Here is a 22432-nt window from a genome sequence, read left to right as displayed (position 1 = left end):
GGGGAAGGTCAGAGCGCGAGCTGAAGGGGCGCGTCCTCACCGGTCTCCGCTTCGGCTGGGACGGCGCAGCACAGCAGTATCTCGTCGGCGGCGACCGCCGCGCTCGGCTCCTTGACGTAGGTCACCGCACCCTTGAGCAGCTTGGTGCGGCAGGTCCCACAGGTGCCCTCACGGCAACTGAAGGCGGGATCGAGGCCGCGCGCTTCGGCCAGATCGAGCAGCGTGCCGGAGCCGGGTGTCCAGCGCGCCTCCTTGAGCGCGGTCATGAAGGCGACCGGCACCGGCTTGGTCGAGGGCGGTCGGCGCGCCGGCGCGGCGGTTGTTGTGGTCTCACCGGTCCGCTTCAGGGACGACGGCCCGAACGCCTCGGCGTGAATCCGGCTGTCGGCGATGTTGTAGTCGCGCAAGCCGTCGTAGAGCGCCTGGGTGAAGGCGGGCGGCCCGCAGACATAGAAGTCGTAATCGTTGAAGCCGAGGATGCGCGTCAGCAGCGCCATGTCGATGCGCCCCGCGGCGTCGTAATCGGTGCCCGGCACGGCGTCGCCGGGATCGCTGAGGACGCGGAAGAGCCTGACGGCGCCGTTCGCCGCGGCGACAAGGTCGGCGATTTCCCGGTCGAACGGTCGTTCCGCTTTGGAGCGCGCGGCGTGGACCAGGATCGTCGGGCGGATTCGCTGCGTGCGCAGCCCCTGATAGACCACATGGCGCAGCATGGCGAGCAGGGGGGTGATGCCGACGCCGCCGGCCAGCAGCACCGCCGGCCGCGTCGCGCGGGCGTCGATGGTGAAGCCGCCCGCCGGCCCGCGCGCCTCGATGACGTCGCCGACCCGGACATGGTCGTGCAAGTGCCGCGACACCAAGCCCTCGCGCTTGACGCTGATGCGGTAGATCCCGTCCGACGGGGCGACGGACAGCGTGTAGGTCCGGACGACCGGCTTATCGGCGCCCGCCGGGATGACGCGGATGGGCAGATGCTGGCCGGCCAGATGCGGCACCAGCCCGGCGCCGTCGGTCGGCCGCAGATGGAAGGAGCGGATGGTGGCGCTTTCCTCCACGATGTCCGTCACCGTCATCGGCCGCCAGTGCGTCGCCGTTTCCTCCGCGCGCAGCCGGTCGGCGGCTTGGCCCCAATCGCCCGTCATCAGGGAGCTGGGCGACCAGCCGTCCGCCCGCAGCGTCCAGCGCAGGGCCAGGGCGCCGCGCCGGCGGACGACCTTGCGCGCCTTGAACGTCCACAGCCGCTCGGCGCCCTGGAAGGCGGCGATCTCCGGCGAGTCCAGGACCAGCGCGGCGTCGCCGGTCATCTGCAGCAGGTCGCCGCTGGCGAAATCGACGAAGAGCAGCCCCGCCTTCCCGTTGAGCAGGATGTTGCCGAGCGTGGCGAAGAAGAGGTTGCCGTCGAAGTCGGGAATGGTGAGCGTGCCGTCCCCGGCCACGCGGACGAACCCGGCCTTGCCGCCGCGATGCGACACATCAACCTGCCGATGGTCGCCACGGTCGGCGTAGGAGGCGACGAAGAAGGTGTCCGCCGTTTCGATCACCGCCCGTGCCGCCGGGTCGAGGGCCGTCAGCTCCTCGACGGCGCCGACGAAGGGCTGGGCTGGGTCGCGGGCCACCGTGGCGTCGCGCAACTGGATGTAGCGGGGGCAGTTGCCGAAACTCTGGTCGACCGCGACGCGGAAGCCCTCGGGCGTCGTCGTGGCGACGCCGTTCATGCGGTTGCGCCGCCGTGTGTTCATCTCGATGCCGAGGAGGCCGACCGGCGCGCCATCGGTTAGGCTGGCCGCCGCGGGATCGCCGGCGTTCGGGCGCGCGGCGATGTCGAGAAGGGTCGGCGACGGCGAGGACAGGAAGCCGGGCCGCCCTTCGAGGATGCCGGCCCAGGCGTCCCCGCCAGGGTCGGCGGCGCCGATCACGATGAAGGGGAGCTGGGCGTAGAAGTCGCGGTGCTGGTCGGGCATGAAGTTGCGGATGACCCGCTGTCCCACCATCGCCATCCGTTCGGCGACGTCGGCGCCAACTTTCTTCTGCAGGAACGTCTCGCCCTCGTGCCAGATCGGCTGCGTCTTCGCGGTCTCGCCCATATTCCGTCTCCTCGATGAAAGGCGCGGGCGCGCGGGTGCGCGCGCCCGGACGCAGCGTCAGGCGGCGGTGAGTCCGGCCGGCGTCTGGGCGAAGGGGACGAAGCCCGGCAGCCCCTCGACCCGGCGGAGGAAGGCGTTGACGGCCGGATAGCCCGACAGATCGACGTTGCCCTCCGGGGCGCGGGCGACGTAGCTGTAGATGGCGACGTCGGCGATCGTCGGCTGGACGCCGACCAGCCAGTCGCGGCCGGACAGGTGGCTGTCGAGCCGCTTCAGCAGGGTGTGCGCGCGGCCGATGACCTCGTCGGGGTTGAAGCCCGCGCCGAACACCGTGACCAGCCGCGCCGCCGCCGGGCCATAGGCGACCTCGCCGGCCGCGACCGACAGCCAGCGCTGGACGGCCGCCGCATTCCGGGCGTCCTCGGGCAGCCAGTCGCTGCGGCCGGCCTTCTTCGCCAGATAGACCAGGATGGCGTTCGAGTCCGAGACGACCACGCCCTCGTCCTCCAGCACCGGCACCTGGCCGAACGGGTTCAGCGCCAGGAACTCGGGGGTCTTGTGCGCTCCCGCCATCAGGTCGACCTCGACCAGCTCGTGCGGCAGTCCGAGCAGGGAGACGAACAGGCGGGCGCGGTGCGCGTGGCCCGAGAGCGGGTGATGATAGAGCTTCATGGCTAACTCCTGCGATGCCGGCCGGGATTATCCCGATCCGCACACCGAGAGTGCGCCTGTCAGCCGATCACCGGAATGACCCGGTTTGGCAGTTCATCATTACAACCAGCGCAATAATGCCGGTTGGGACGGGGCGTTTGGGGTGAGTGCGTTTGACGTTTGATCCCTCTCCCGCCTCGGGAGAGGGTGCCCGCGGAGCGGGCGGGTGAGGGTCGTGCGAGGATCAGTGGACCAATCCTTGTCCGCACCCTCACCCTTCCCGCGCTTCGCGCGGGCCCCTCCCCTCTCCCGGGGCGGGAGAGGGGGGAATCACTTGCGGCAGCGCTGTATGATCGCTCAGACCGGCTTGACCTTCGGTCGCTTCTGCGGCATTATGATGCATCATGCATCGAATGTCCTGCAACGGTGGGAAGGGCGGAAGATGAGCGGGTTCGATCTCACCCTTCTCGAACACGACAATCTCGGCGGCACGATTTACCAGAAATTGTGCGAGGCCCTGATGAAGGGCGCCTTCAAGCCGAACGACCGCCTCAAGATCCGCGATCTCGCCGACCGGCTGGGGACCAGCGTCACGCCGGTGCGCGACGCCATCCTGCGGCTGGTGCAGGATCAGGCCCTGGTGCTGCGCTCGCCGCGTGACATCCGCGTTCCGATGCTGACCCGGGCCACCTACCTGGAGATCCGCGATATCCGGGTCAATCTGGAGGGGCTGGCCGCCGCCCGCGCCGCCGAACAGGCCACGCCCGCCCAGATCGAAGCCCTGGAATCGCTGCTCAAGCGCAACGAGGAGGCAATGGCCGCCGGCAACACCGCGCTGGCCACCGAACTGAACCAGATCTTCCATTTCAAGGTGTCCGAGTTCGCGGACATGCCGGTGCTCGGCGACATTCTGCGGCGGCTCTGGCTGCAGATGGGACCGTTGATCGCCGACGTCTACGGCGGTGCCGGGCGCACGATGATCGACCACCATTACCCGCTGATGGACGCCATCCGCGGCCACGACGGTCCAGCCGCCGCCAGCGCCATCCAGGCCGACATCCTGCTGGCCAGCGGCCCGATCCTGGAGAGGATCGACGGCGTGCATCCCGAGGCGCTCGCCGTCTGATTCTCCGCCGATCCCATCCGCTTCCTCAGCCGACCCACCCGCCATTGTGATGCATCAAACATTGACCGATTCGAGCCACGAGGAGACACCGGCGATGACACCGGCCCCGACCCAGGGTGACGTTCTGACCACCGCCGCGCCGGCAATCTCCACGGAGGAGGCCGGCGCCATCCTGCAACGGTGGTTCGGCGTGGCCGGCACCGTCCGCGAACTGAGCAGCGAGCGCGACCGCAACTTCCACATATCCACGCCTGAGGGGCAGGGCTATGTGCTGAAGTTCACCAACCCGGCGGAGCCGCAACTCGTCACCGGCTTCCAGACCGGGGCCATGCAGCATGTGGCCGACCGTGACGCCACTCTGCCGGTGCCGCGGGTCGTGCCGACGCTGGACGGGGAAGCCCAGGCGATCGTCCACATCGACGGCAATGCCATGGTCCTGCGGCTGCTGACCTATCTCGAAGGAACGCCGCTCCACGCAGCACCGCCTTCGCCGGGGCTGATGCGGGCGCTCGGGACGACGCTGGCCCGGCTGGATCGGGCGCTGGCCGACTACGAACATCCCGGTTCGGAGCGCGACCTGCTGTGGGACATCACGCGCACCGCCAGCGTCGCCGACCGGCTGCACTATGTGGCGGACGACCGGCGCCGCGGAATGGTCGAGCGCTTCGTCGCCCGCTTCGCCGACGAGATCGCCCCCCGGCTGCCCGCCCTGCGCCATCAGGTCATCCACAACGACCTCAACCCCCACAACGCGGTGGTCGATCCGGTCGGGCATGAGGCGGTCACCGGGATCATCGACTTCGGCGACGCGCTGCGGGCGCCGCTGGCCAACGATCTGGCGACGGCGCTCGCCTACCACGTCACCAGCGGCGAGACGCCCTTTGGCTCGGTGGTCGAGATGACCCGTGCCTACAACGCCGTGCTGCCGCTGACGGAGGAAGAAGTCGAGCTGCTGCCCGATCTGGTGGCGGGCCGCCTCGCCCTGACCATCGGCATCACCGGCTGGCGGGCGGCCGAGTACCCCGCCAACGCCGCCTACATCCTGCGCAACGCCGAACGCGCCTTCGCCGGCCTGGACCGGCTGACCGGCGACGAGGCCGCCACCGCCCGCCGCCTGCTCCATCTCGCCTGCCAGAAAGTGTGAACCGCCATGACCATGATCAACGCCTACGCGCCCGACTCCGCCGGGTCCCTGCCGGAGCGCGAGCGCGCCCTGATCGCCCGCCGCGAGAAGCTGCTCGGCCCGGCCTACCGGCTGTTCTACGCCGACCCGATCCATGTCGTGCGCGGTGAAGGTTCGTCCCTCTATGACGCCGAGGGCAACCGCTATCTGGATGCCTACAACAACGTCGCTTCGGTCGGGCATTCCCGGCCGGAGGTGGTGGAGGCAATGGCCCGGCAGGCGGCCGTCCTGAACACCCACACGCGCTATCTGACCGACGGCATCCTCGACTTCGCCGAAGCCTTCCTGGCGGAGTTCCCGGCGGAGCTGTCGCACCTGATGCTGACCTGCACCGGCAGCGAGGCCAACGATCTGGCCCTGCGCGTCGCCCGCGTCCACACCGGCGGCACCGGCGTGGTCATCGCGCACAACGCCTACCACGGCGTGACCTCGGCGCTGGCCGAGATGTCGCCCTCGCTGGGTGCCGCGGTGAAGCTCGGCGACCATGTCCGCGTCGTGCCGGCGCCCGACGGCTACCGCATGCCGGAGGCCGAGGTGGGTGCGGCCTTCGCCCGCTCCGTGGAGGCGGCCATCGCGGATTTGCGGGAGAAGGGGATCGCTCCGGCGGCGCTGCTGGTCGACACCATCTTCTCCAGCAGCGGCGTCTTCACCGACCCGGCCGGCTTCCTCGCCCCGGTGGTCGAGGTGATGCGCAAGGCCGGCGGTATCTTCATCGCCGACGAGGTGCAGCCGGGCTTCGGGCGGCTCGGCACGCACATGTGGGGCTTCGCGCGCCACGGGCTGGTGCCCGACATCGTGACGGTCGGCAAGCCGATGGGCAACGGCCATCCGGTGGCGGGGGCGGTGTTCCGGCCGGAGGTCATCGAGACGTTCGGCAGGAGCCAGCGCTATTTCAACACCTTCGGCGGCAACCCGGTGTCCTGCGCGGTGGCGCTGGCGGTGCTGCGCGTGATCAAGGCGGACCGCCTGCAGGAGAACGCCCTGGCGGTCGGCACGGAGATGATCGACGGCCTGCGCGCGCTCGCCGCCAAGCATGAGCTGATCGGCGACGTGCGCGGCAGCGGTCTGTTCATCGGCGTCGAGATGGTGCGCGACCGCAAACTGAAGACTCCGGCGTCGGAGGAGACGGCCCGCGTGGTGAACGGGATGCGCCAGCGCCGGGTGCTGATCAGCGCGACCGGGCAAGAAGGGCACATCCTGAAGATCCGCCCGCCGCTGGTCTTCTCGTCCGAGGACGCGAAGCTGTTCCTCGCCACGCTCGATGAGGTGCTGGCGGCGCTGTGAGTGACGGCGCTTTACGCCACGCCGCCCCGCTGAGCCCCTTCAGGCGAGCGGTGTCCGCCCGGTGAGGGGCCTCGGCTTCCTCCCTCGGGCAGCCGTCGGTCGAACAGGCGAAGCTCCACCCGCCGGCCTTCCCGTCACCAGTCGGTGGGGCAGGAGCGGCAATCGGTCATCAGCGCGTCCTGGAAGATAGCGAAGCGGATCTTCGCGCCCTCCAGATTGGCCTGCGACAGGTTGGTCAGGGACAGCTTGGCTTCTTGGAGGTTGGCGCCCTCCAGGTTGGCGCCGGTGAGGTCCGCCTTGTCGGCGCGCAGCGCCTCCAGGTTGGCGGCGGTCAGGTCGGCCTGCCGCAGGTCGGCGCCGTTGGCGCGGGCGAATTCCAGGTTGGCGCCGCGCAGGCGGGCGCCGGACAGGCGCGTGCCCTGGAGGAAGGCGGTGCGCAGATCGGCGCCGTCGAGGATGGCCCCGCTGAGGTCGGCCCCGCGCAGATCGGCGTGGCGCAGGTCGGCGCGCATCAGGTTGGCGCCGCGGAGGTCGGCGCCGGCCAGCGACAGGCTGCGCAGGTTGCGGTGGCGCAGGTCGATGCCGGGGCAGACCGTCTTGGCCGTCAGGACACAGCCGGCAACCTCGGTGACGCGTTCCTCCTCGCCGCCGCCGAGGCTGGCGGTTTCCACCTCCGCCGCCAGCGGGGCGGTGAGCGGAGCGGACAGGGACAGCAGGGCGCACAGGGCGAAGGTGGGCCGGAAGAGGCGGTTCATGGGGAGAACTCCCATCGCTGCGATGCAGGAAGACCGGGGCGGGGAAGCGGACCGGTGCGCCCGTTTCCCTGCCCCGGCGGGCGGTCACTTGGCGCTGGAGACCTTCACGTCGGCCAGCTTGAACACCCAGAAGGAGCCGCCCTGTGTCACGCGGGTGGTCAGGTCGGCGAGATCGCCGCCCCACAGCGGCACGGCTCCGCCGTAGCCCGTGGTGATGCCGACATACTGCACCCCGTCCAGCTCCCAGGTGACCGGGGAGGAGATGATGCCGGAGCCGGTCTGGAACTTCCAAAGCTCCGCCCCGGACTTGGCGTCGAACGCCTTGACATAGCCGTCGCCGGTGCCGGTGAAGACCAGCCCGCCGGCGGTCGCCAGGGTGCCGGACCACAGCGGTAGCTCCTCCTTGTGCTCCCAGGCGATCTTGCCGGTCGTCGGGTCGATGGCGCGCAGGACGCCGACATGGTCCTCGAACATCTTGTGGATGCGGAAGCCCATGCCGAGATAGGCGGAGCCGGGGTTATAGCCGACATGCTCCGTCCAGTAGTCCTCCTTCCAGTGGTTGGCGGCGATGTAGAACAGGCCGGTGTCCTCGCTGTAGGACATCGGGTTCCAGTTCTTGCCGCCGAGGAAGGGCGGGGAAACCTCGACCGCCTTGCCGCGCTTCTCGCCCTCGGCGGGGGGCGGCGGGCGCTGGCCCTCCACCTCGATGGGGCGGCCGGTCTTCAGGTCGATGCCCTTGGCCCAGGTGATGCCGTCCACGAAGGGGAAGGCCGCCAGCACGCTGTTCGGCTTGTTCGCCTCGCCGCCCGCCGTCGCCAGCTTCGTCCGGTCGGTGACGTAGAAGAAGCCGTTGCGGTCGGCGTGGGCGGTCGCCTTCACCGTCTTGCCCGACGCGTCCTTGTAGTCGAACAGCACCAGCTCGTTGTTGCCGGAGAAGTCCCAGGTGTCGTTGGGGGTGTGCTGGTAGAAGCCCTTCAGCTCGCCCGTGGTCGGATCGACGTAGGCTTGGCCGGAGGTGTAGAGGCTGTCGCCGGGCCAGCGCGCCCAGCCGTTCCACGGCGCCGGGTTGCCGGTGCCGATGACGATGGTGTTGGTCTCCACGTCGAAGGTGGCGCTCTGCCAGGGCGCGCCGCCGCCGTGGTTCCAGGCCTCGACGAGCTGCCCGTCCTTGTCGCGCGGCCAGGACGGCGCCTTGGCGTTGCCGGTCGGGGTGCTGTCCTTGCCGTCGAGCCGGCCCATGTGCCCCTCGACCAGCGGGCGCATCCAGATTTCCTCGCCGGTGTCGGGGTCGCGGGCGAACAGGCGGCCGACCACGCCGAACTCGTCGCCGGACGAGCCGTGGATCAGCAGCATGCGCCCGGTCTTCTGGTCCTTCACGACGGTCGGGGCGCCGGTCATGGTGTAGCCGACCTTGTGATCGGCGAACTTCTTGCGCCAGACGACCTTGCCGGTGTCCTTGTTCAGCGCGACGAGCGAGGCGTCGAGCGTGCCGAAGAACACCTTGTCGCCGTAGATCGCCGCCCCGCGGTTGACCACGTCGCAGCAGGGGCGGATGTCGTCGGGCAGGCGGTGGGCGTAGGTCCACAGCCGCTTGCCGGTGCGGGCATCCAGCGCGAACATCCGCGAGTAGGAGGCGGTGACGTAGATCACCCCGTCATGGACCAGCGCTTGCGTTTCCTGCCCGCGCTGCTTCTCGTCGCCGAAGGAGAAGGACCAGGCGGGGACCAGCCGCGACACGCTGGTGGTGTCGATCTGCTTCAGCGGGCTGAAGCGCTTGCCCTCCACCCCCATGCCGTACATCAGCACGTCGCCGGCCGACTTGGCGTCGTTGGCGATGTCGTCCCAGGTGACCTCGGCGGCCTGGGCGGTTCCCCAAGCCGCCGGAGCGGTGGAAGCCAGGAAGCCGGCCATCACCGCGGTTATGATTCGGCGTCGAATTTGTCCGGCTTTGCTTCCTGACTTGGTGTCCAAGGATAAAGTCATGCGTTTCCCCCGTGAAAGGCCGTTTTTTCCGGGGCGGATCGTCCGCCCGATCCGCCCCGGTTCCGGCACCGCGTCTTGCGCCCCCAATGTTCGTCTTGGCGGTTCTTCGGTTCTATTGGACGATACGGGGACGACGTTCTTGCAACGCGCGTATGACGACGTCCCGGAGGGGGCGGGAAAAATTCCTGCCGCCGCGGCAGGAGACCCGTCTGCCGGCTTGCGTCTCGTTCGAAGGACGCATAGCGCGGAGACCAGTTGCTTGGTTAACATTCCGCCGATGGTCCTATAAGCGTATCGGAAGGATCAGACGGCGATGTCGTTGCGAATTCGCATGCTGGCCCTGATCGGGCTGTTCCTGGCGCTGCTGGCGGTGGCCGGCGCGGCTGTGATGATCGCCAACGCGCGCGACGCCGTCCGCGCGGAAATGGCCTCCGCCCTCGATCTCGGCATCGCTGTCGGGCGGGCGGAAGCCGGGCGGGGGCCAAGTCCGGACGCTGTCGTGGCGCTCGACCGGCTGGGCCTGCGCCACCTGCGTTTCATCGCAGGCGAGGCGCCGCCCGACTCCCTGGGCGAGGGGGATGCCGCCCATGGGGCCGTTCCCGGCTGGTTCGTGGCCCTGATCGGCGTGACGCCGCAGGCCCATGCGCTGACCGGTGCCGATGGACGCGTCCTGTTGACCGTGGTCGCCGAACCGCAGGACGAGGTGGCCGAGGTCTGGGAGGACATGCGGGACCTCGCCCTGGCGATGCTGGTGGCGGGGCTGTTGCTGCTGGGCGGCGCCTGGATGGCGGTGGGCCGGGCGCTCGCCCCGCTCGCCCGCATCGAGGCGGCGGTGCGGCGCCTGCGCGAAGGCGTTTACGAACCCGGACCGCGGGACGGCCTCACCGGCGGCGGCGTGCCGGAACTGGCCCGGCTGGGCACCGGCATCACCGCTCTGGCCGAGGAACTGGCCGCGGCCGGTCGGGAGAACCGCCGGCTCGGGCAAAGGCTGATCGAGGTCCAGGACCGCGAGCGCCGCGACATCGCCCGCGAGATTCACGACGAGCTGGGGGCGGCGCTGTTCGCGATCAAGGTGGACGCTGGGCGCATCCTGCGCCTGAGCGAGGAGCCGAAGCCGGAGGCCACCATCAGCGAGCGGGTGGAGATCGCCGGACGCGCCCGCGCCGTGCTGTCCATGGCCGTGGACGTGCACCGGTTGAGCCGGCGCATCCTGGTCCGCCTGCGCCCGGCCCTGCTCGACCAGTTGCCGCTGGGCGAAGCGCTGTCCGGGCTGATCGACGAGTGGGCGCGGCGGGAGCCGCAGGTGCGCTGGTCGCTGGACGTGGACGAGGACGGAACGCCGGACGGCATCGACGGGCTGGACGAGGTGCTGCGCCTGACGGTCTTCCGGCTGGCGCAGGAATCGCTGGTCAACGCCCTCCGCCACGCCCGGCCGACCAACGTGTCGGTGACGGTGCGGCGTTTGTCCGACCGGGTGGAGGTTGTGGTGATCGACGACGGGCCGGGGTTCAGGGAGGAGCTAGGCGCGGCGGAGCAGGGTGGATTGGGCATCGCCGGGATGGCGGAGCGGGTGAGGGCGCTGGGCGGCACGCTGTCCATCGGACCGGATGGCGGGCAGGGGACCCGTGTGGCCGCCTGCCTCCCCTGCATCCCGGCCGGGCTGGAGCGCGTTGCATGACCCCGACCATCCTTCTGGTGGACGACCATCCGGTGGTGCGCGCCGGCTGTCAGAGCCTGCTCGCCGAAGCAAGGCTCGGCCGCGTCGTCGAGGCCGCCGACGTGGCGGCGGCGCTGGCGTTGTGGCGCTCGGAACGGCCGGATGTGGTCATCCTCGACCTCAACCTGCCGGGTGGCGCCGGTGGAAGGGATGGGGGCGGGATGGAGGTGCTGCGCGTGATGCGGATGGAGAATCCGGCGGTGCCGGTGCTGATCTTCAGCATGCACGAGGACCCGGCCATCGCCGCGCGGGCGCTGAAGACCGGGGCCAAGGGCTACGTCACCAAGAACGACGCTCCGGAGACGCTGGTGACGGCGGTGCGTTGCGTGCTGGCGGGCCGCGTCCATCTCGACCACGCGCTGGCGCGCGAGCTGGCGCTGATGGCGCTGGCCCCGACCGACGACCCGCTGGCGGTGCTGACCCAGCGCGAGCGGGAAATTCTGGCGCTGGTGGGCCGCGGCCTGACCGCGGCGGCCATCGCAGAGGCGCTGGGCATCAGCCAGAAGACCGTCGCCAACGCCTGCACCCAGATCAAGGACAAGCTGGGCGCCGACAGCACGCGCGCCCTGATCCGCATCGCCATCGACCACGGGCTGGCGGCTTAAGCGTCCCCGTGGGCGAAACCGTCACGGTGCCTGGGTGGCGTCCTCACGCTTGCCCTTGCGCGCCCGGCTGGGCATCTCGCCGAACTGGGTCTTGAAGTCGCGCGAGAAATGGGCGGCGTCGGCGAAGCCGCAGTCGAAGGCGATTTCGGTGATCGTCCGGCGCGTGTGTTCCAGCAGCCAGCGGCCGTAATCCAGCCGCAGCCGGCGCTGGAAGGCCGACGGCGAGATCCCCAGCGCCGCCTGGAAGGAGCGCTCGAGCTGCCGGGCGCTGACCCCGACGTAGCGGGCGATGGCCTCGACGGAGGGCGGGGAGTCCAGCCGCTGTTCAATGAAATGCGTTGCCTGTCGGACGCGGCCGTCGGTCACGCCGTCGAGGTTCGCGTAGAAATGCGCCTGCGGCAGCGCGCCGGGGCGGATGTCCTGGAGCATCATGTGGCGGACGGCCTGCCGCGCCTTCTGCCCGCCGCAATGCCGCCCGACGAGGTAGAGGCCGAGGTCGATGGCCGCCGTCGATCCGGCGCAGGTGATCAGGTCACCCTCGTCGATGAACAGATGGTCCACCGAGGCGTTGGCGGTCGGGAAACGCTCGCGGAAGGTGTCCAGCACGTTCCAATGGACGCAGACGCGGCGCGTCCCGACGAGGCCGGCGCGCGCGATGGCGAAGGTGCCCGTGCAGATGCCGAGAAGCCGCACCCGCTGCGCCGCCACCGCGCGCAGATAGGCGGTCACCGGCCCCGGCACCTCGTTCCGGTAATCGTTGCCGCCACACACCGCGACGTAATCGAAGGGCGCCGGGGCGAGCAGATCGCTGTTGGGCGTCACCAGCACGCCGCAACTCGATCGGCGCGGCTGCCCGCCGACGCTCATCACCGTCCAGCTTGCGTCGATTTGACGGCTGCGCCCTCCAGGATCGGCGGCGAGCCGTACCGCGTCGATCAGGCCGGAAAAAGCCGTCAGCGTGAACTGGTCGAGAAGCACGAAACCGATGCGCAACCGGGGATCGGTCGACGATGAAGCATCGCGGTCCGGGGCGTCGGGCATGTCGGGTCTGGGCGTCGGCATGTCGGAATTATTCAAGGATTCGGCAGCATTCTTCTATCGGAAAATACGCAGGAGCAACTAGCTTTCGAACGAACCATGGCTCTGACGCCCGCTGGACCGACACCACGAAGGAACCGGTCATGACCCATCCGCGCGCCGCCACCCGCACCACCGCCCGCCTCTCCGCCCTGTCCGCCGTCCTGGCGGCCGGGGTCTCCCTTTACGCCCTGCCGGCCGCGGCCCAGGGCGAAATCCGCGTCGCCTGGTACGGCGGCAACTGGGGCGAGGCCTTCCGCACCTGTGTCGCGGAGCCCTTCACCAAGGCGACCGGCGTCCGCGTCGTGCCGGAGATCGGCACCTCGACCGTGACCTTCGCCAAGCTGCAGCAGCAGAAGGACGCGCCGACGCTCGACGTCGCCTACATGGACGGCGGCATCAGCGAGATGGCGCAGGCGGCGGGCGTGCTGGACGCCATCGACCCGACGGGCGTGCCGAACCTGGCGAAGGCGTTGCCGGAGGCGATCTACAAGGCGGACGGGTCGATCTTCGCCGTGGGGTCCGGCTACTACTCGCTCGGCCTGACCTACAACACCAAGGAGATCAAGACCCCGCCGACCTCGTGGAACGACCTGTGGAAGCCGGAATTCGCGGACACGGTGACGATCCCGTCGCCGGCCAACTCCTCCGGCGTGCCGTTCGTCATGTTCCTGAACCGCATGTGGGGCAACCCGCCGGGTGACCTGTCCAAGACCTTCGAAAAGCTGAAGACGCTGAAAACCGCGCTCTACTTCGACAGCTCGGGGGCGGCCAGCAACGCCTACCAGAGCGGCGAGGCGATCATCGGCGCGCATTTCAACGTCGGCGCCTGGGATCTGGCCGACAAGGGCCTGCCCATCGGCTTCGCCGTCCCGAAGGAAGGCGTCTGGGCCACCGACGCCCGCCTGCATCTGGTCAAGAATGCCCCGCACAAAGCCGACGCCCAGCGCTTCATCGACACCGCCCTGACCCCGGAAGCGTCGGCCTGTCTGGCGGAGAAGCTCTATCTCGGTCCGGCGGTGCAGAACGTGTCGGTGTCGCCGGACGTCGAGCGCAAGCTGCCCTGGGGTGTCGGCGGGTCGGTCAAGAACCTCCAGCTCTTCAACTGGGCGGACATCAACCGGGACCGCGCGGCGATCACCGACGCCTGGAACCGCGAACTCGCCCGCCAGTGAACCGCAGCCAGCCGGGGAGTCCTTCCATGTCCGACGCTCTGCTCTCCATTCGCGCCATCGACAAGCATTTCGGCACATACCATGCGCTGAGGGACGTGTCGCTGGACGTGGCCCATGGCGAGTTCGTCGCCCTGCTGGGGCCGAGCGGCTGCGGCAAGACGACCCTGCTGCGCTGCATCGCCGGCTTCCTCTCCCCCGATTCCGGGACCATCCGGATCGGCGGGGAGGATGTGACGCGGTTGCCGCCGCACCGGCGCCCGCTGAACACGGTGTTCCAGCACTACGCCCTGTTCCCGCACCTGAGCATCCTCGACAACGTGGCCTACGGGCCGCGCCGTCACGGGGTGGCGCGGGGCGAGGCGCTGGAGCGCGCCCGCGAGGCGCTGGAGCTGGTCGGGCTGGACTCCGCGGCGGGGCGCTACCCGCGGGAGCTGTCGGGCGGCCAGCAGCAGCGCGTCGCCCTGGCGCGGGCCTTCGTCAACCGCCCGAAGCTCCTCCTGCTCGACGAGCCGCTGAGCGCGCTCGACCTGAAGCTGCGCAAGCGGATGCAGATCGAGCTGAAGCACCTCCAGGAGAAGCTCGGCATCGCCTTCGTGTTCGTGACCCACGACCAGGAGGAGGCGATGAGCATGGCGAACCGCATCGTCGTCATGAACCGCGGCGTGATTGAGCAGGTCGGTGACGGTCGGGCCATCTACACCCGCCCGGCCAGCCGCTTCGTCGCCGACTTCATCGGCGAGGCCAACCTGCTGCCGGGTACGGCGGAGGGCAACGCCGGGGTGCGGCTGGCGGTGGGGTCGGCGCTGCTGCCCCATCTCGGCGCCGACACCCGGCAGCGCTACACCGCGGTGCTGCGGCCCGAGCATGTCGAGCTGCTGAACCAGCCGGAGGCGCCGGGCCTGATCACCGACCAGGGCTTCGTCGAGGACGTCATCGACACCGGCGGGCAGACCGTCGTGACGGTGCGCGTCGGCGAGCATCTGCTGGCCAGCCGCCGGCTGGGCATGGCGGGGGAGGGGCTGAAACCGGGGGCGCCGGTCTTCGTCGGCTTCCGTCCGGGGCACGTCCACATCGTCGCCGAACCGGCTTCGCACCGGTCCGGACCATGAGCACGACCATGAGCGCCGCCATGAACCGAGCCTTGCCCCTGCTGGCGGCCCCGGTCGCCTTCTTCGCCGCCTTCTTCGCCGTTCCGATGATCGTGGTCGTGTCGTCCAGCCTGATGGCGGGCGGCGTGCCGTCGCTGGGCAACTACGCGCGGGTGCTGTTCGACCAGTATCACTGGGACGTGCTGGCGGCGACCTTCCGCATCGCCGGGCTGACCACGGTGGCCTGCGCGCTGCTCGGCTACCCGCTGGCCTATTATCTGGTGCGGGTGGTCAAGTCGCCGGCGCTGCGGCGGACCTGCGTCATCCTGCTGGTCCTGCCGCTGTTTACCAGCAACATCGTCCGCTCCTTCGGCTGGATGGTGCTGCTGGGACGCAACGGCCTCGTCAACGACGCGCTGGTCGGGGTCGGCATCCTGGACCGCCCGATGCGCTTCCTCGGCACCGAGCTGGGCATCGTGATCGGGCTGGTCTACATCCTGCTGCCCTTCATCGTGCTGGCCGTCGGCAACGCGCTGGCCGCGGTGGACCCGGCGCTGGAGGACGCCTCCTCCGACCTCGGCGCCACGCCCTTCGACACCTTCCGGACGGTCACCTTCCCGCTCTGCCTGCCGGGGCTGATGTCGGGGATCGTCATGGTCTTCACCCTGGCGGTCAGCGCCTACGTCACGCCGGCCCTGCTGAGCGGCGGCAAGATCACGGTCTTCCCCATGCTGATCTTCCAGCAGTACAGCACGGTCTTCGACGTGAACTACGGCGGCGCGCTCAGCATGACGCTGCTGGTCATGACGCTGGTCCTGGTCGGTCTGGCCGGCTGGATCGGCAACGCCGGGGCCAGCGCAACGGGGAGGAAAGCCCAATGATCGCCCGGCTTCTTCTGCGGGTGGTGTCCTGGTCGGTCATGGCCTACCTGATCCTGCCGCTCCTGGTCATCGTCGGTTCCTCCTTCACCGCCACCAGCTACCTCGCCTTTCCGCCGCAGGGACTGACCCTCGACTGGTACGGGCGGATGCTCGGCGACACCTCCTATCTGGCGGCCTTCGGCACCAGCACCCTGCTGGCCCTGGTCGCCACGGCGGTGGCCCTGCTGCTCGGCGTTCCGGCGGCGCTGGCCATCGCCCGCTGCGAGTTTCCGGGCAAGAAGTTCCTCCTGTCGCTGCTGATGTCGCCGCTGGTCCTGCCGCACGTCGTGCTGGGCGCCGCCCTGCTGCAATACTGCGCGGCGCTGGGCCTGATGCGCAGCTTCACGGCGCTGCTGGTCGGGCACATCGTCATCATCATGCCCTTCGTCCTGCGCTCCGTCCTGCCGCAGCTGACGCCGGAGCAGCGGGCGCTGGAGGAGGCCTCCGCCGACCTGGGCGCCCGCCCGATGGAGACCTTCTTCCTCGTCACGCTGCCGCAGATCCGCAGCGGCTTGGCGAGCGGCGCGATCTTCGCCTTCATCTCCTCCTGGATCAACGTCGAGCTGAGCATCTTCAACACCACAGCGGAGATGACGACCATCCCGGTCAAGCTCTTCAACTACGTCCAGTACACGATCGACCCGGTCATCGCCGCGGTGTCCTCCATCACCATCGGCGTGGCGGCTCTGGCGATCATCATCCTCGACCTCACCGTCGGGCTGCACCTTCTGTCGGACCGGCGCTGACCGGTCCCGACACCCCCCGCTTCATCCCCCGATCCAACACTGAATCCGATCCACGAAAGGGTCCTTCCATGCGCATGCAAGACGCATTCGATGTCCTGTACACCCACACCGAGGGCGAGCCGCTCTGCATCATCCACAGCGGCATCCCCTATCCGGCCGGTTCCAGCATCCTGGAGAAGCGCCAGTTCCTGGAGACCCATTACGACTGGCTGCGCGAAGCCCTGATGCGCGAGCCGCGCGGCCACAAGGACATGTTCGGCGTCTTCCTGACCCCGCCGTCCGGCCCGGACTACGACGCCGGCCTGATCTACATCGACGGCACCCAGTACTCGCACATGTGCGGCCACGGCACGATCGCCGTCGCCATGGCGATGGTCGCCAACGGCCTCGTCCGCCGCGGCGAGAACGGGCGCACCACCATCCGCTTCGAGACCACCGCCGGCCTCGTCGTCGCCGAGGTGGCCCATGAGGGCGACCGGGTGCTGTGGACCAAGTTCGAGAACGTCCCGGCTTACGTCGCCGCGCAGGACGTGGAGTTCGAGCTGCCGGAGATCGGCCCGCTGAAGGCCGACATCGTGTGGGGCGGCAACTACTTCGGCATCATCGACCTGACCGGCACGTCGCTGCGCATCGGGCCGGAGAACGGCACCGCCCTGTCGCATTACGGCATCCTGGCGCGCGAGCAGCTCCGCCAGAAGGTGGCGATCCAGCACCCGGCGTCGGCGCACATCAACAACTTCAACTTCGTGACCTTCTGGCACGAGCCGACCATCGAGGGCGCCTTCTACAAGAACGTCCACGTCTTCAGCGCCGGCCAGCTCGACCGCTCGCCGGGCGGCACCGGCACCAGCGCGATGATGGCGATGTTCGAGGCGCGCGGGAAGATGGCGATCGGCGATACCATCCGTTCCGAAGGCCTGCTCGGCACCGGCACCTTCGAGGGCAGCCTGCTCGGCGAGACCCGCCTGAACGGCGTGCGCGCCGTGCGCCCGACCGTCAAGGGCACGGCCAGCATCCTCGGCACCGCCCGCTGGGTCATCGACCGCAACGACCCGGTCGGCGCCGGCTTCCTGGTCGCCTGACCGGTCCTCATCAGTCGCGTCCTCGACTTCGTCCCGGCGTCCCCTCAGGGCGCCGGGACCTTTGTGCTGCGCCGACGGGCGATCCATCTGCGCGTATCGGCGCACCGTCGTTGTATACAATGACGCTCACTCGGTGTTCGGGACCGTGAAGACGGCCCGCCCGGCGCGGACATGGGCGCGCATCACCGACGAGGCCCACTCCCCATCGCGGGCGGTCAGGGCTTCGACGATCTCGCGGTGGTGGTTCATGCTGCGGGCGAGGTCGCGCCGGCTGTAGCGGGCGAAGGTCCGCAGAACCAGCGGCATCTCCACCACCTGCCGGATCATCTGGCCCAGCCGCCGATCCCCGGCGATGTCGATCAGCAGGCCGTGGAAGCGGTCGTTCAGCGGCGTGATGCGCGAGAAATCCACCGCGTCGCCGTCCCCCACCACCGCCTCCATCGCGTCGCACAGCGCCCCCAGCTCCGCCAGATGCTGCGGCTCCACGCGGCTGGCGGCGAGGCCGGCCACTTGGCTTTCCAAAGTCGCGCGCAGGCCGAAAATCTCGTCGAGGTCCTGAATCGTCCAGGCGTTCACCTTGGCGCCAAGATTGGGGACGAGCTGCAGCAGCCCGTCGGCGGACAGCCGGCGCAGCGCCTCGCGCACCGGGGTGCGGCTGACTCCGGTCAACTCGGCCAGTTCCTGCTCGCGCAGATGGGCGCCCGGCGGCCAGCGGCTGGCCAGGATGCCCTCCCGGATGAAGCGGTAGGCGCGGTCGGCGGCGCGGTTGGAGCCGCCGCTTGATCCGTTGTCCCATTGGGGCGCCAGAGCCCCGGCGCTGTCCGCCATGCTGACCTCCCTTGCCCTTCTGCCCAGCAATCCGATTTTTTCGGGTTGCGTTGTATACAATGGCGCACTATGTTCGTGGGCACAACAAATTATACGCCCGGTTCCGGTGCGCTCTAGCGGAAGCCAACAGCGGAAGCGGCGGCAAGGGAGGGATACAACCGGTGACGACACCCGCACAACGCCTGAAAACGGCGCTGGAGGCTCCCGGCCTTCACCTGATGCCCTGCTGCTTCGACGCGCTGTCGGCGCGGCTGATCGAGCAGGCCGGTTTCCGCGTCAGCCTGATGAGCGGCTTCGCCGTCTCGGCGACCCGGCTGGGGATGCCCGACACCGGGCTGATTTCCTTCGCCGAGATGCTGGACCAGCTCCGCAACGTCTGTCAGGCGGCCCCCGGCCTGCTGGTGATCGGCGACGGCGACACCGGCTACGGCAACGCCATGAACGTGCAGCGCACCGTGCGCGACTACGCCCGCGCCGGGGCCGCCGCGGTCCTGATCGAGGACCAAGTGAGCCCCAAGCGCTGCGGCCACACCAAAGGCAAGCAGGTCGTCGGGCGGGCCGAGGCGCGCATGAAGATCCGCGCCGCCGTCGACGCCGCCCGGTCGGGGGCCGACGACATCCTGATCCTGGCACGGACGGACGCGCGCGCCACGCACGGCTTCGACGCGGCGCTGGAGCGCTGCCAGGATTTCGTGGAGGAGGGCGCCGACATCATCTTCATGGAGGCCCCCCACGACGCGGCGGAAATGGCCGCCTTCTGCGCCGGCATCGACCGGCCGGCCATGGCGAACATGGTGCGCGGCGGCCAGACGCCGATGCTGCCGCCGCGCGAGCTGGAAGCGCTGGGCTTCAAGCTCGCCGCTTACCCGCTGACCCTGATGTCGGCGGCCATCGACGCCATGCGCGCCGCCCTGGCCGCGGTGGCGGATGGGCGGGAGGGCCAAGTGGCCCAGGCCGATTTCGAGGCGCTGAAGAGTCTCGTCGGCTTCCCCGACTATTACGAGCGGGAACAGGCCTACCGGGCCGCAGAATGACCGGCCCAGTGAGGAGAGGCAACGCCATGACCACGCCGCGTTCCATCATCGACAAGATCTGGGACCAGCACGTCGTCGCCGATCTGGGCGACGGGCGGGTGCTGCTCCACATCGACCGCCACATGCTGCACGAGGTCACCAGCCCGCAGGCCTACGCCGGGCTGGCCGCCGCCGGGCGCCGGCTGCGCCGTCCCGACCTGACCTTCGCGACGGCGGATCACATCGTCTCCACCGAGAACGGCCGCACCGACGACACGGTGCCGGGCGGGCCGGAGATGATCCGCGCCCTGCGCGCCAACGCCGAAGCCACCGGTGTCGCGCTGTTCGACCTGGGCGACGTGCGCCAGGGCATCGTGCATGTGATCGCGCCGGAGCTGGGGATCGCCCTGCCGGGCGCCACCCTGGTCTGCGGCGACAGCCACACCAGCACGGTCGGCGCGCTGGGCGCCATGGCCTGGGGCATCGGCACGTCGGAGGTCGAGCATGTCATGGCGACGCAGACGGCCATCCTGCGCCGCCCGCCGACCATGCGCATCACCGTCAGCGGCACCCGGCCGGCGGGCGTGTCGGCCAAGGACATGGTGCTGAAGCTGATCGCCACCATCGGAACCGCCGGGGCGACCGGCTACGGCGTCGAATACGCCGGCCCGGCCATCCGCGCGCTCTCCATGGAGGAGCGGATGACCGTCTGCAACATGTCGGTGGAGCTGGGCGCGCGCTTCGGCCTGATCGCGCCCGACGAGGTGACCTTCGCCTATCTCCAGGGGCGGCCCTTCGCCCCGGCGGGCGCGCTGTGGGAGCAGGCGGTGGCGGCATGGCGCGCCCTGGCGAGCGATCCCGGCGCCCGCTTCGACGCCGAGATCGAACTGGACGTCTCCAGCCTCACCCCGCAGGTGTCCTGGGGCACCAGCCCGCAGGACTGCATCGGCGTCGGCGAGACGGTGCCCGATCCGGAGCGCGAGGCCGACCCCAAGCGCCGGCAGGCGATGCGCCGGGCGTTGGACTACATCGGGCTGGAGCCGGGGACGCCGATCCGCGACCTGCCGGTGGACATGGTCTTCATCGGCTCCTGCACCAACAGCCGTATCGAGGATCTGCGGGCCGCCGCCGCCGTGCTGAAGGGCCGTCGCGTCGCCGCCGGCCTGCGCGCTCTGGTCGTGCCGGGCTCCGGCCAGGTGCGCCGGCAGGCGGAGGCGGAGGGGCTGGACCGCGTGTTCACCGCCGCCGGCTTCGAATGGCGGGAGCCGGGCTGTTCCATGTGCGCCGGGATGAACGCCGACCGGGTGCCGCCGGGCAAGCGCTGCGTCGCCACCTCGAACCGCAATTTCGAAGGCCGCCAGGGGCCGGGGGCGCGCACCCACCTCGCCAGCCCCGCCACCGCGGCGGCCGCGGCCGTGGCGGGCCGCATCGTCGATGCCCGCAGCTTCGAAGGAGGCGCCTGACATGCCGGAACCGATCCATCGCATCACCGGGATCGCCGCACCGCTGCCGCAAGCCAATGTGGACACCGACGCGATCATCCCCAAGGCGCATCTGCTGACCATCCACCGCAGCGGGCTGGGCGCAGGCCTCTTCTCCGAATGGCGGTTCGACGACGACGGCCGGGAACGGCCGGACTTCGTCCTGAACCAAGTTCCTTGGCGGGAAGCGAAGATCCTGCTGGCCGGCGAGAATTTCGGCTGCGGCTCGTCGCGCGAGCACGCGGTGTGGAGCCTGATGGACTTCGGCATCCGCTGCGTGATCGCGCCCAGCTTCGCCAGCATCTTCCACGAAAACTGCCAGAAGAACGGTCTGGCCGCGGTGACTCTGGACGAGGCCGCGCTCGCCCATCTCGTCGCTTGCGCCCAGGCGACGCCGGCCGCTGCCACGACGGTGGACATAGAGATTTGCCGCGTTACCGCGCCGGACGGGCGGGCGTTTCCCTTCACGATGGAGGCGGCGCGGCGGCAGGCGCTTCTGGAGGGGCTGGACGAGATCGGGGCCAGCCTGCGCCACGACGCCGCCATGGCGACGTTCGAGGCGCGCGACCGGGCGCAGCGCCCGTGGATTCACGCCCTGCCCACCGCCTGACGGGTCCGGGTCAACGCGCATGGCCGGAAAGGCCGGCGGCTATTGGGAGGACAGCGATGTCGTTCATGACCACGATGAAGCGCAAGGCAGTCCTGGGTGCGGCGGCCATGGGAGTGGCGCTCGCCACCCTGGTCCCGGCGCAGGCCGAGGAGATCACGGTCACCCACTGGGGCGTCCTGATGTACGGCGCTCCCTACGCCGTCGCCATGGAGAAGGGCTATTACAAGGAGCAGGGGCTGGACATCACCGGCGTCCTGACCTCCAAGGGCGGCGGCACGACCATGCGCAACGTCATGGCGGCGCCGATGCCCTACGGCGAGGTCGCCCTGTCGGCGGCGGTGGCGGCGATCAACCAGGGCCTGGACGTGAAGATCATCCACACCGGCGTCCGGACGGCGGGCGAAATCCTGTGGGTGACCAAGCCGGACTCCCCGGTGAAGACCGCCAAGGACCTGGACGGCAAGAAGGTCGCCTTCACCAGCCCGAAGTCGGTCACCGACATGCTGCTGACCATGGTGAAGGACAAGCACGGCATCACGGTGGACGGCGTGTCGGCGGGCGGCGTCGGCGGCGGCCTGACCATGCTGGAGCAGGGCGCGGTGGCCGCCGCCCCGGTGATGGACCCGATCTGGGCGCGCGTGCAGAACAAGTACCGCATGGTGTTCGCGGTCGAGACCGAGCTGCCGACCATGGTGCAGACCGTGGGCGTCACCACGTCGGACTTCGCCGCGAAGAACGGCGACAAGCTGAAGAAGCTGATCGAGGCGCGGCGCAAGGGGGTGGACTTCGTCTACGCCAACCCCGAGGAGACCGCCAAGATCATGACCAAATACTACGACATCGACGAGGCGGTGGCGCTGCAGGCGCTGAAGAATCTGGCGACCATCAAGTACTGGAGCGCCGGTGACTTCGAGTATGACGGGATGAACAACCTGATCAAGGGGCTGCAGATCATCGGCGAGGTCAAGGGCGAGGTCGACTGGTCGAAGCACGCCGACGCCGCGTTTCTGAAATAACCGCTCCG

The 22432-nt window shown here is 69.6% G+C and carries 20 protein-coding genes; 14 read left to right on the top strand and 6 right to left on the bottom strand.

The genetic code is table 11. The features are described from left to right. Positions 1-8: 8 nt before the first annotated feature. Both FHW79_RS33250 and FHW79_RS13350 read right to left on the bottom strand, forming a co-directional pair. Entirely contained in the window at positions 9-2084 is a 2076-nt protein-coding gene (locus FHW79_RS33250; RefSeq protein WP_183179373.1) for a pyridoxamine 5'-phosphate oxidase family protein, read from the bottom strand. A 57-nt stretch (positions 2085-2141) separates the two neighbouring features. After that, a complete protein-coding gene (locus tag FHW79_RS13350; protein WP_183179372.1) occupies positions 2142-2756 on the bottom strand; it encodes a glutathione S-transferase in 615 nt (204 codons plus the stop codon). A 421-nt stretch (positions 2757-3177) separates the two neighbouring features. Between FHW79_RS13350 and FHW79_RS13345 the strand changes: the two genes are divergently transcribed. From FHW79_RS13345 to FHW79_RS13335, 3 genes are all read left to right on the top strand, one after another. Then, positions 3178-3861, top strand: coding sequence for a GntR family transcriptional regulator (locus FHW79_RS13345; RefSeq protein WP_183179371.1), 684 nt, complete (start codon positions 3178-3180; stop codon positions 3859-3861). A gap of 94 nt (positions 3862-3955) precedes the next feature. After that, positions 3956-5005 carry a phosphotransferase gene (locus FHW79_RS13340; protein WP_183179370.1) on the top strand — a complete coding sequence of 350 codons (1050 nt, stop codon included), beginning with the start codon at positions 3956-3958 and terminating at the stop codon, positions 5003-5005. Positions 5006-5011: 6 nt separating this feature from the next. Then, entirely contained in the window at positions 5012-6328 is a 1317-nt protein-coding gene (locus tag FHW79_RS13335) for an aminotransferase class III-fold pyridoxal phosphate-dependent enzyme (RefSeq protein ID WP_183179369.1), read from the top strand. A gap of 134 nt (positions 6329-6462) precedes the next feature. Here FHW79_RS13335 and FHW79_RS13330 read toward each other — a convergent pair whose 3' ends face one another. Beyond that, entirely contained in the window at positions 6463-7083 is a 621-nt protein-coding gene (locus FHW79_RS13330; RefSeq protein ID WP_183179368.1) for a pentapeptide repeat-containing protein, read from the bottom strand. Positions 7084-7167: 84 nt separating this feature from the next. Beyond that, positions 7168-9054, bottom strand: a complete 1887-nt coding sequence (locus FHW79_RS13325; RefSeq protein ID WP_183179512.1) for a methanol/ethanol family PQQ-dependent dehydrogenase — start codon at positions 9052-9054, stop codon at positions 7168-7170. 325 nt (positions 9055-9379) lie between these two features. Here FHW79_RS13325 and FHW79_RS13320 point away from each other — a divergent pair, with 325 nt between their 5' ends. Together FHW79_RS13320 and FHW79_RS13315 are read left to right on the top strand one after the other, a co-directional pair. Next, positions 9380-10744, top strand: coding sequence for an ATP-binding protein (locus FHW79_RS13320; RefSeq protein WP_211108262.1), 1365 nt, complete (start codon positions 9380-9382; stop codon positions 10742-10744). Beyond that, a complete protein-coding gene (locus tag FHW79_RS13315; RefSeq protein ID WP_183179367.1) occupies positions 10741-11388 on the top strand; it encodes a response regulator transcription factor in 648 nt (215 codons plus the stop codon). The genes FHW79_RS13320 and FHW79_RS13315 overlap by 4 nt, the downstream gene beginning before the upstream one ends. 21 nt (positions 11389-11409) lie before the next feature. On the opposite strand, the gene FHW79_RS13310 is transcribed toward FHW79_RS13315, so the two are convergent. Then, a complete protein-coding gene (locus tag FHW79_RS13310; protein WP_247884346.1) occupies positions 11410-12450 on the bottom strand; it encodes a GlxA family transcriptional regulator in 1041 nt (346 codons plus the stop codon). 119 nt (positions 12451-12569) lie between these two features. On the opposite strand from FHW79_RS13310, the gene FHW79_RS13305 reads away from it, so the two are divergent. From FHW79_RS13305 to FHW79_RS13285, 5 genes are all read left to right on the top strand, one after another. Beyond that, on the top strand, positions 12570-13640 hold the full coding sequence (locus FHW79_RS13305; protein WP_183179366.1) for an ABC transporter substrate-binding protein: 1071 nt from the start codon (positions 12570-12572) through the stop codon (positions 13638-13640). A 26-nt stretch (positions 13641-13666) separates the two neighbouring features. Further along, positions 13667-14749, top strand: coding sequence for an ABC transporter ATP-binding protein (locus FHW79_RS13300; RefSeq protein WP_183179365.1), 1083 nt, complete (start codon positions 13667-13669; stop codon positions 14747-14749). Beyond that, positions 14746-15609 (top strand): ABC transporter permease, encoded by an 864-nt coding sequence (locus FHW79_RS13295; protein WP_211108261.1) that lies wholly within the window; start codon positions 14746-14748, stop codon positions 15607-15609. Before FHW79_RS13300 ends, FHW79_RS13295 begins: the two co-directional genes overlap by 4 nt. After that, a complete protein-coding gene (locus FHW79_RS13290; RefSeq protein ID WP_183179364.1) occupies positions 15606-16394 on the top strand; it encodes an ABC transporter permease in 789 nt (262 codons plus the stop codon). Before FHW79_RS13295 ends, FHW79_RS13290 begins: the two co-directional genes overlap by 4 nt. A gap of 68 nt (positions 16395-16462) precedes the next feature. Then, positions 16463-17476, top strand: a complete 1014-nt coding sequence (locus FHW79_RS13285) for a proline racemase family protein (protein ID WP_183179363.1) — start codon at positions 16463-16465, stop codon at positions 17474-17476. Positions 17477-17602: 126 nt separating this feature from the next. Here FHW79_RS13285 and FHW79_RS13280 read toward each other — a convergent pair whose 3' ends face one another. After that, a complete protein-coding gene (locus tag FHW79_RS13280) occupies positions 17603-18304 on the bottom strand; it encodes a GntR family transcriptional regulator (RefSeq protein WP_183179362.1) in 702 nt (233 codons plus the stop codon). A gap of 161 nt (positions 18305-18465) precedes the next feature. Between FHW79_RS13280 and FHW79_RS13275 the strand changes: the two genes are divergently transcribed. The 4 genes from FHW79_RS13275 to FHW79_RS13260 are packed head-to-tail and all read left to right on the top strand — an operon-like array spanning position 18466 to position 22424. Then, on the top strand, positions 18466-19338 hold the full coding sequence (locus FHW79_RS13275; RefSeq protein ID WP_183179361.1) for an isocitrate lyase/PEP mutase family protein: 873 nt from the start codon (positions 18466-18468) through the stop codon (positions 19336-19338). Positions 19339-19364: 26 nt separating this feature from the next. Further along, the gene (leuC, locus tag FHW79_RS13270; RefSeq protein WP_183179360.1) at positions 19365-20780 is read left to right on the top strand and encodes a 3-isopropylmalate dehydratase large subunit; all 1416 of its coding nucleotides are present in this window, start codon (positions 19365-19367) and stop codon (positions 20778-20780) included. A 1-nt stretch (position 20781) separates the two neighbouring features. Continuing rightward, entirely contained in the window at positions 20782-21408 is a 627-nt protein-coding gene (gene leuD, locus FHW79_RS13265; protein ID WP_183179359.1) for a 3-isopropylmalate dehydratase small subunit, read from the top strand. Between the two features lie 56 nt (positions 21409-21464). After that, positions 21465-22424, top strand: a complete 960-nt coding sequence (locus tag FHW79_RS13260; RefSeq protein ID WP_183179358.1) for an ABC transporter substrate-binding protein — start codon at positions 21465-21467, stop codon at positions 22422-22424. Positions 22425-22432 lie beyond the last annotated feature (8 nt).

Origin of the sequence: Azospirillum sp. OGB3, assembly GCF_014192915.1 — a bacterium.
Classification (GTDB): Bacteria; Pseudomonadota; Alphaproteobacteria; order Azospirillales; family Azospirillaceae; genus Azospirillum.
The sequence above is the reverse complement of the archived record's forward strand: the minus strand, read 5'-3'. Positions and strand labels throughout refer to the sequence as shown.

What these genes read in the sequence shown, in the direction of transcription:
- FHW79_RS13295 (WP_211108261.1), top strand. Translation starts at nt 14,746, where the DNA reads ATGAGCACGACCATGAGCGCCGCCATGAACCGAGCCTTGCCCCTGCTG.
- FHW79_RS13280 (WP_183179362.1), bottom strand. Translation starts at nt 18,304, where the DNA reads ATGGCGGACAGCGCCGGGGCTCTGGCGCCCCAATGGGACAACGGATCA.
- leuD (WP_183179359.1), top strand. Translation starts at nt 20,782, where the DNA reads ATGCCGGAACCGATCCATCGCATCACCGGGATCGCCGCACCGCTGCCG.
- FHW79_RS13330 (WP_183179368.1), bottom strand. Translation starts at nt 7,083, where the DNA reads ATGAACCGCCTCTTCCGGCCCACCTTCGCCCTGTGCGCCCTGCTGTCC.
- FHW79_RS13305 (WP_183179366.1), top strand. Translation starts at nt 12,570, where the DNA reads ATGACCCATCCGCGCGCCGCCACCCGCACCACCGCCCGCCTCTCCGCC.
- FHW79_RS13350 (WP_183179372.1), bottom strand. Translation starts at nt 2,756, where the DNA reads ATGAAGCTCTATCATCACCCGCTCTCGGGCCACGCGCACCGCGCCCGC.
- FHW79_RS13345 (WP_183179371.1), top strand. Translation starts at nt 3,178, where the DNA reads ATGAGCGGGTTCGATCTCACCCTTCTCGAACACGACAATCTCGGCGGC.
- FHW79_RS13260 (WP_183179358.1), top strand. Translation starts at nt 21,465, where the DNA reads ATGTCGTTCATGACCACGATGAAGCGCAAGGCAGTCCTGGGTGCGGCG.
- FHW79_RS13285 (WP_183179363.1), top strand. Translation starts at nt 16,463, where the DNA reads ATGCGCATGCAAGACGCATTCGATGTCCTGTACACCCACACCGAGGGC.
- FHW79_RS13320 (WP_211108262.1), top strand. Translation starts at nt 9,380, where the DNA reads ATGTCGTTGCGAATTCGCATGCTGGCCCTGATCGGGCTGTTCCTGGCG.
- FHW79_RS13340 (WP_183179370.1), top strand. Translation starts at nt 3,956, where the DNA reads ATGACACCGGCCCCGACCCAGGGTGACGTTCTGACCACCGCCGCGCCG.
- FHW79_RS13290 (WP_183179364.1), top strand. Translation starts at nt 15,606, where the DNA reads ATGATCGCCCGGCTTCTTCTGCGGGTGGTGTCCTGGTCGGTCATGGCC.
- FHW79_RS13300 (WP_183179365.1), top strand. Translation starts at nt 13,667, where the DNA reads ATGTCCGACGCTCTGCTCTCCATTCGCGCCATCGACAAGCATTTCGGC.
- FHW79_RS13310 (WP_247884346.1), bottom strand. Translation starts at nt 12,450, where the DNA reads ATGCCGACGCCCAGACCCGACATGCCCGACGCCCCGGACCGCGATGCT.
- FHW79_RS33250 (WP_183179373.1), bottom strand. Translation starts at nt 2,084, where the DNA reads ATGGGCGAGACCGCGAAGACGCAGCCGATCTGGCACGAGGGCGAGACG.
- FHW79_RS13315 (WP_183179367.1), top strand. Translation starts at nt 10,741, where the DNA reads ATGACCCCGACCATCCTTCTGGTGGACGACCATCCGGTGGTGCGCGCC.
- FHW79_RS13335 (WP_183179369.1), top strand. Translation starts at nt 5,012, where the DNA reads ATGACCATGATCAACGCCTACGCGCCCGACTCCGCCGGGTCCCTGCCG.
- leuC (WP_183179360.1), top strand. Translation starts at nt 19,365, where the DNA reads ATGACCACGCCGCGTTCCATCATCGACAAGATCTGGGACCAGCACGTC.